8 protein-coding genes and 1 pseudogene are annotated in these 7,528 nt (G+C 68.4%); 4 read left to right on the top strand and 5 right to left on the bottom strand.

The genetic code is table 11. From position 1 onward, the window contains the following. Together G3N98_RS37365 and G3N98_RS37360 are read left to right on the top strand one after the other, a co-directional pair. On the top strand, positions 1-530 hold a 530-nt coding region (locus tag G3N98_RS37365), incomplete at its 5' end, for an MFS transporter (protein ID WP_241026251.1). A gap of 428 nt (positions 531-958) precedes the next feature. Then, complete coding sequence (locus tag G3N98_RS37360; RefSeq protein WP_175238787.1) at positions 959-1,651, top strand: phosphatase PAP2 family protein; 693 nt, start codon at positions 959-961, stop codon at positions 1,649-1,651. A 100-nt stretch (positions 1,652-1,751) separates the two neighbouring features. Here G3N98_RS37360 and G3N98_RS37355 read toward each other — a convergent pair whose 3' ends face one another. From G3N98_RS37355 to G3N98_RS37345, 3 genes are all read right to left on the bottom strand, one after another. Continuing rightward, the gene (locus G3N98_RS37355; protein WP_175238788.1) at positions 1,752-2,411 is read right to left on the bottom strand and encodes a glutathione S-transferase family protein; all 660 of its coding nucleotides are present in this window, start codon (positions 2,409-2,411) and stop codon (positions 1,752-1,754) included. Positions 2,412-2,537: 126 nt separating this feature from the next. Further along, complete coding sequence (locus tag G3N98_RS37350; RefSeq protein WP_089428891.1) at positions 2,538-3,608, bottom strand: MBL fold metallo-hydrolase; 1,071 nt, start codon at positions 3,606-3,608, stop codon at positions 2,538-2,540. 139 nt (positions 3,609-3,747) lie between these two features. Further along, positions 3,748-4,401 (bottom strand): peroxiredoxin, encoded by a 654-nt coding sequence (locus G3N98_RS37345; RefSeq protein ID WP_089428890.1) that lies wholly within the window; start codon positions 4,399-4,401, stop codon positions 3,748-3,750. A gap of 293 nt (positions 4,402-4,694) precedes the next feature. On the opposite strand from G3N98_RS37345, the gene G3N98_RS37340 reads away from it, so the two are divergent. Then, positions 4,695-5,600 (top strand): HTH-type transcriptional regulator ArgP, encoded by a 906-nt coding sequence (locus G3N98_RS37340; protein ID WP_046548680.1) that lies wholly within the window; start codon positions 4,695-4,697, stop codon positions 5,598-5,600. A 150-nt stretch (positions 5,601-5,750) separates the two neighbouring features. After that, a complete protein-coding gene (locus G3N98_RS37335; protein WP_089428888.1) occupies positions 5,751-5,963 on the top strand; it encodes a DUF1059 domain-containing protein in 213 nt (70 codons plus the stop codon). Positions 5,964-6,077: 114 nt separating this feature from the next. On the opposite strand, the gene ltaE is transcribed toward G3N98_RS37335, so the two are convergent. Together ltaE and G3N98_RS37325 are read right to left on the bottom strand one after the other, a co-directional pair. After that, a complete protein-coding gene (ltaE, locus tag G3N98_RS37330) occupies positions 6,078-7,091 on the bottom strand; it encodes a low-specificity L-threonine aldolase (protein WP_089484833.1) in 1,014 nt (337 codons plus the stop codon). A 167-nt stretch (positions 7,092-7,258) separates the two neighbouring features. After that, positions 7,259-7,528, bottom strand: a pseudogene (locus G3N98_RS37325) (hypothetical protein); the annotation flags it as partial.

Below are 7,528 nucleotides of genomic sequence, written 5' to 3'. Positions count from 1 at the left end.
GGCTGGGGTGGAGGCTGCTGGTCAGGGGGTGGAGGGCACTCTGGAGGCTGCTCGCGGGGATGCGGGAAGGCGCGCCGTTCCACCTCGGCAGCGCGGCCGCGGGCGCGTTCGGGCTCGCCGGTGCGGCTGGTGCGCTGGCCGCGCCGATTGCCGGGCGCCTGGCCGACCATCACGGCCCCGAGCGCGTCACGCGCATCGGCATCGGCATCGCGACGGTGTCGTTCGCGTCGATGGCCGCCGCACCGTTGATGTCTGCGCATGCCCAGCTCCTGCTGCTCGCGGTCGCGACGATCGGCTTCGATCTCGGCGTGCAGGCCACGCTGATCGCGCACCAGGCAATCGTCTACCGGATCGACCCCGCGTCGCGCAGCCGCCTCAATGCCGTGCTGTTCGTCGGCATGTTCATCGGGATGGCGGCCGGCGCCGCGATCGGCAGTTTGTTGCTCGCGCAACTGGGCTGGAATGCGGTGACGGGGCTGGCTGTCGTGACGTCACTCGCCGCGCTCGCCGTGCGGATCTGGCGCCACTGAAATTCCGCATCGCACGCACAAGGCGGGCAGGCCCACAGGGCTTGCCCGCCTTTTCTTTTATTTTCGATCGCCCACGCATAACGCGGCGCAGCCCGGCCGATTCGTGCGCATTCGGCACGAAAAGCCCCCATCCGGCGCAAGGTCCGCACCCGCTCGAACGAATGTCCAGTTCAACCGATTATTTTTCCGATGGCCGTGTGCATCGATGCGAAAACGTCGGACGATTCGATGCGCCCCGCCACGTGGCGCTCGCCCATCCGGCCCCACCGCACAGCCCCGTTTTATCAGGGGATTCCCGGTATTTTTTCGCATTTTCTTCGAAATATCGGGTGACATACTTGCCCCCCGTTGCGCTCCGGTACGAGCGCGCTTTTCGATCCTGCCGGCCGCATGTCATGCGCTGAGCGTCCGCCCGGGTCGCACAGAACATGAACGATTTCGACACCACGATCCAGACCTTCCTCACCCACATCACGTTCGGCCCGCTGATGAATCACGCGATCCGCGTGATCGCGGGCCTGTACACGTTCAAGGGCTTCGTGCTCATTCCCGTGCTGTGCTGGCTGTGGTTCCAGCCCGGCCCGAACCGCGAGCGGCAGCGCGAGCTGGTCGTCGCGACGATCGCGAGCGGGCTCGTCGCGCTCGCGTTCGGCCGGCTGCTCGCGCAGGTGTTGCCGTTCCGCGTGCGGCCGATCTACAACCCCGACCTGCACCTGCACTTTCCGTCGGCGGGACTCCGCGCAGCCACGCTGCAGGCATGGAGTTCGTTTCCGAGCGATCACGCGATGCTGTGGATGGCGATCGCCACCGGCATCTTCATCATCGCGCGCCGCGTCGGCGTGTTGGCACTGGTGTATGCGGTCGTGTTCATCTGCGTGCCGCGCGCGTATCTCGGCTTTCACTATCCGACCGACCTGATCGCGGGCGCCGCGATCGGCATCGCGCTCGCGTGGCTGCTGACGCGCGATGCGATCCGCTCGCGCTTCGCGCCGCAGGTGCTCGCGATGATCAAGCGCTTCCCCGCACCCGCCTATACGCTCGCGTTCCTGCTGTGCTTCGAGCTGATCACGCAGTTCGACGAACTGCTGACGCTCGCGCAGTCGGCTACCCACACGATGTGACGGAGAGACGCCGCGATGCTGCCGCTGCTTACGTTCCGCCGCCCCGGCACGCGCTGCCGGCCATGCGCAGTGGCGGCGCGCCGCGCATCGCCCGCGCCGATCAGTCGCGATCAGGCGCACCCAGCGGAAAGAACGGGCGAAACGGCCGCGCCTCGTCGACCGCGCGCGCGAACGACGGCCGCGCCAGCAGACGCCGGCGATACGCCAGCACGTTCGCGAACGACGGATCGATCCGGTGCGTCCAGTCCGCGTAGAACAGGAACGGCGCCGCGCCGCAGTCGGCGAGGCTGAAGCGGTCGCCTGCCGCCCATTCGCGATCGGCCATCTTCTTGTCCAGCCATGCGTACGACGTCTCCAGCATCGCCCGCGCATCGGCCACCCCGCGCGCATCGCGCTCGGCCTCCGGCCGCAGCGCGTCGAACACGACCTTCTGCTGCGGCGTCGACACGTAGTTGTCGAAAAAGCGATCCATCGTCCGCACCTCGAGCGCCGCGTGCGGATCGTCGGGCAGCAGGCGCACGGGGCCAGGATGGTTCAGGCCGAGATACTCGATGATGATCGACGCCTCGATCACCGTGCGGCCGGCATCGACGAGCACCGGAAAGCGCTTCAGCGGCCACAGCGCGGCCAGCTCCTGCATCGGCTTCGGATCGTCGTGCGCGAGCACGCGATACACGAACGGCGTGCCGTTCTCGTACAGCGCGGTCAGCACCTTCTGGCAGTAGGACGAAAAGGGATGGGCGTAGAGCGTCGGCATCATTGTGCGGTCTCTCAGGGTTTCGGCGCCGCGTGATGCGGCGCCACGTGATCGGATACCTTGACGACGAACGGCACGCGCCCGTTTCGACAGCGAGTCGGGATTTATTTTGTCGTGCGACTCGGAGCGTTACGACCGGCCGTCCATCACGACGCGCCCCTCGGCACGCCAGCGCAGCATCCCGCCGCCGAGATTCGCCACCGTGTCGAAGCCGGCCTTCAGCAGAATGACGGTCGCCTGCGCGGAGCGCCCCCCGGCCCGGCACACGGTCACGACCGGGCGGTCGCGCGCGATCTCGCCGGCGCGCGCGGCCAGTTCGCCGAGCGGAATCGGCGTCGCGCCGGGCAGGTGGCCGAGCGGGCCGGTGAATTCGTCCGGCTCGCGCACGTCGACGACCTGCACCGCCGGCAGATGATCCTCGAGCCATTGCGGATCGATTTCCCAGAAGCCGGCGAACGTATAGACGAGCGGCGCCCAGTCGGGCGCGGCCTGTACATCGGGCGCATTCGCGGCGACGCCGCATTGCAGGTTCGCCGGCACCGCGACGTCGATCTGGCGCGGATGCGCGAGCCCGAGGTTGCGCATGTAGCCCGCGAAATCGTCTTCGCTCAGGTCGCCGCCGAGACGCGGGTTGAAGCGCCGCTCCTCGCCGACGCTCGTCACCGTGAGCCCGCGATAGTCGTGCGCCGGATACAGCAGGCACGCGGCCGGCAGCGTGAAGAGCCGGCCGTGCACCGCGCGATACAGCGCGCGCGGGTCGCCCTGCTGGAAATCGGTGCGGCCCGTGCCGCGGATCAGCAGGCAATCGCCGGTGAACGCCATCGATTCGTCGTCGAGCACGAGGCTGATGCAGCCGCTCGTGTGGCCAGGCGTCGCGCGCACGGTCAGGTAGCGCGCGCCGAACGCGCAGCGGTCGCCGTCGTTCAGGTAGCGGTCGGCGCCCTGCGCGCCGCTCGCGGCCGAGATCGCGATCGTGCTGCCCGTGCGCTGCTTCAGCAGCCACGCGCCCGTCACGTGGTCGGCGTGCACGTGCGTGTCGACGGTCGCGACGAGCCGCAGCCCGAGCTCGTCGAGCAACGCCGCGTCACGGCGCACCTGCTCGAACACGGGATCGATCAGCACCGCTTCGCGCGACGCGCTGTCGGCGAGCAGGTACGTGTACGTCGACGATTGCGGGTCGAAGAGTTGCCGGAAGATCATCGCGAAGTCGCTCCGTCGCTGGTTTAGGCTTGTTCGATGCGTACCTGATGCTGTCGTCCGGCCCGCGCCGCGACTATCGCTGTCGCGCGGGCCGCCCCGTCGTGGTCCTGCATCGCCGGCATCCGGCCGGCACGGTGCGTCAACGCGGCTGCGTCACGTAGCGCAGGTACGGCTTCAGCGTCCGGAAGCCGTCCGGATACTTCTGCTTCGCCGCATCGTCCGACACCGACGTCGGAATGATGACATCGTCGCCGGGCTTCCAGTTCACAGGTGTTGCCACCGTATGCTTTGCGTTGAGTTGCAGCGCGTCGAGCAGGCGCAGCACCTCGTCGAAATTGCGCCCCGCGCTCATCGGATAGACGAGCATCGCCTTGACCTTCTTGTCCGGCCCGATGATGAAGACCGAGCGAACCGTCGCGTTGTCGACCGCCGTGCGCGGGCCGCCGCTCGCATTCGGATGAATCATGTCGTACAGCTTCGCGACCTTCAGTTCGTCGTCGCCGATCAGCGGATAGTTGACCGCATGCCCCTGCGTTTCGGCGATATCCGCCACCCACTTCCGGTGATCGCTGACCGGATCGATCGACAGCCCGATGATCTTCGTGTTGCGCTTGTCGAATTCCGGCTTGAGCCCGGCCATGTAGCCGAGTTCGGTCGTGCATACGGGCGTGAAATCCTTCGGATGGGAAAACAGGATCGCCCAGTGGTCGCCGATCCATTCATGAAAGCGGATCGTTCCCTCGGTGGTCTCCGCGGTGAAATCGGGCGCGTCCTCGCCTAGTCGAATCGACATGTTCGTCTCCGTGAAAGGGGAATCGTCACGACGCCCGCGCCGCGGCTTGCGCGCGACGCGCGATCGTCCGAGCGCGAAGGGCCGGCATGGCACATGCCGGGGTCCGCGCGTTCATATAGCCTAGTCCAAAATGCGCACGCCACCGGTCTCGAGCACGCGGCGTGCTTGCGTAACGTGGCCGATTCCGACGATGAATGCGGTGCGGCAGAACCTCGCGCCGCCCCCCGCCGCCGGTACGCACTGACTTACACTACCGGCTGTTCTCGTCTTACGTTCACAGGAATTCCACCGACATGTCGATGACGATCGATCCGAAGCAGGCCGCCGCGCTGCTGGCCGTCGCCGACACGGGCAGCTTCGAGCAGGCCGCCGTGCGCCTGCACGTAACCGCATCCGCCGTCACGCAGCGGGTCCGCGCGCTGGAAGCGAGCCTCGGCACGCCGCTGGTGCTGCGCACGCGGCCGTGCCGCCCGACGGTGGCCGGGCAGCGCGTGCTGCAGCACCTGCGCCGCGTCGCGCTGCTGCAGGCCGACCTGCAAAGCACGCTCGCGACCGAGCGCGAATCGCCGATCTCCGTCACGATCGCGCTCAATTCGGACAGCCTCGGCACGTGGTTTCTGCCGGCGCTGACATCCGTGCTCGCCGGCGAGCGCATCCTCTTCGAGCTGATCGTCGAAGATCAGGACCACACGTTCGCGTTGCTCGAAAGCGGGATGGCAGTGGGCTGCGTGACGACCGAGCCGAAGCCGATGCGCGGCTGCCTCGCGACGCCGCTCGGCACGATGCGCTACCGGTTGCTCGCGGCCGCCGCGTTCGCGGTGCGCTGGTTTCCGCGCGGGCTGAACCGCACGAGCGCGCGCAAGGCGCCCGTCGTCGCGTATTCGCGGCGCGATACGCTGCAGTCGTCGTTCCTGAAGGAGAAGTTCGGGTTGCCCGAGGGTGCCTACCCGTGCCACTACGTGCCGGGCACCCATTCGCATTTCGCGGCGGTGCGGCACGGGCTCGGCTACGCGATGGTGCCGGAGCCGCTGATCGGCAGTGCACCGCTCGACACGCAGGGGCTCGTCGATCTCGCGCCCGCGCATCCGACCGACGTCACGCTGTACTGGCACGCGTGGACCGTGCAGTCACCGACGATGGCGTCGTTGTCCGAGCGGGTCGTCGAAGCGGCGCGGCGGCTGCTCGCGCCGCTGCCGTAAGCACCGCCATCGCCACCGTGCGCGGGGTGCGGTATACCTGAAGGCGAGAATCCCCGCCGCGCCGCCTATACTTTTTCCATCGGCCTCGCGAACGCGCCGCGCGGCCGATCACGCCTGTCCGGCCGCGCCCTTTCCCGCAAGGAGAACATCATGTCTCGCCGCTACATCGATTGCCGCGAGTTTCCCAGCGCGATGAATTGCTCGGTCGCGATTTCTGCCGACTCCGACAACGAACTGCTGGAAGCCGCCGTGCAGCATGCGGTCCAGGTTCACCAGCACACCGACAGCGCCGAACTGCGCACGCAACTGCAAGCGCTGTTCCACGACGGCACACCGCCCGCCGATGCACCCCGGCAAGCATGATCCGCCGGCTCGCCCGATATCGACAGACGGGTTGCCACGTCGCCCCCGTCGCCTCTCCGCCCCCTGCTTCGCGCCACATCGGGCCGGCGTCCCCGCCGGCCGGCGCATTCCCCCTTACGCGCGGCGTTGCGCGAAATACGCACCGACCGCGTCGATGAACGTATCGATGTCCGCACGCGACACGTCGCAGTGCGTGACGAAGCGCGACGCGTACAGCATCTGCGTGAGGATCCCGCGCTCCTTGAGCCACGCCTCGAGCGGCGCGCAATCGGCTTCGGGGAATTGCGCGAACACCATGTTCGTCGCGTGCGACAGCACCTTCACGGTGTCGATGCGTGCGAGGCCTTCGGCGAGATGCGCGGCATTCGCGTGATCGTCCGCGAGCCGCTCGACATTGTGGTCGAGCGCATACAGGCAGGCCGCCGCGAGAATGCCCGACTGCCGCATCCCGCCGCCGAGCACCTTGCGCCAGCGCTGCGCGCGCTCGATCAGCGCACGGTTGCCGACCAGCACCGAGCCGACCGGTGCGCCGAGCCCTTTCGAGAAGCAGATCGACACGCTGTCGAACGGCGCGCACAGCTCGGCGATCGAACGCCCCGACGCGACGGCCGCGTTGCACACGCGTGCGCCGTCGAGGTGCAGCGACAACCCGCGGCTGCGCGCGAACGCGGTGGCTTCCTGCACATAGCCTTCCGGCAGCACCTGGCCGCCGATCGTGTTTTCGAGCGCGAGCAGGCGCGTGCGGGCAAAGTGGTTGTCGAGCGGCTTGATCGCCGCGGCGATCTTCGCGAGCGGCAGCGTGCCGTCCGGCGCGTTCTCGATCGGCTGCGGCTGGATGCTGCCGAGCACGGCCGCGCCGCCGCCTTCGTACTTGTAGGTGTGCGCGAGCTGGCCGACGATGTACTCGTCGCCACGCTCGCAATGGGCCATCAGCGCGGCCAGGTTGCTTTGCGTGCCGCTCGGGAAGAACAGGCCGGCTTCCTTGCCGGCCCGCTCGGCCGTCACCGCCTGCAGGCGCAGCACGGTCGGGTCGTCACCCCATACGTCGTCGCCGGTTTCGGCGGCAGTCATCGCGGCCAGCATTGCCTGGCTCGGACGTGTCACGGTATCGCTGCGTAAATCGATCATCGCTGAGTCCTGGGTAAACGCGGACCGGAACCGATGCGCCCGGCCCTGCCGAAACGAGACTCAGAGTGTACGCAATTCATGCAGCGTGTGCGTATCGACGGTCGATGCGCGCACGGCTCACCTGGCGCACGTGCGCGCCATGCCGTACGACGCCGCCCGGGCCACCGTCAGTAGCGCGGCGGCGGCGGCTGGACGCCCGCCGGCGGCATCGGCGGCGCCGTGCGCGGTGCGCCGCCGTATCCGCCACCGCCATACCCACCACCGCCGCCGCTCATCCCGCCCGGCACCGGCACGCGGTTACCGGTCGCGTACATGCACTGGAGGTAGCCGTAGTCGTAGCGACGCTGGATGTCGTAGGCCGAGCCTTGCGCCGCACCGGCGCCGACCACGCTGCCCGCGAGCAGCCCCGCGCCCGCGCCGACGGCCGCACCCGTGCA

It is taken from the genome of Burkholderia sp. Tr-20390, from assembly GCF_017104595.1.
In the GTDB taxonomy this organism is placed as follows: domain Bacteria; phylum Pseudomonadota; class Gammaproteobacteria; order Burkholderiales; family Burkholderiaceae; genus Burkholderia.
The sequence above is the reverse complement of the archived record's forward strand: the minus strand, read 5'-3'. Positions and strand labels throughout refer to the sequence as shown.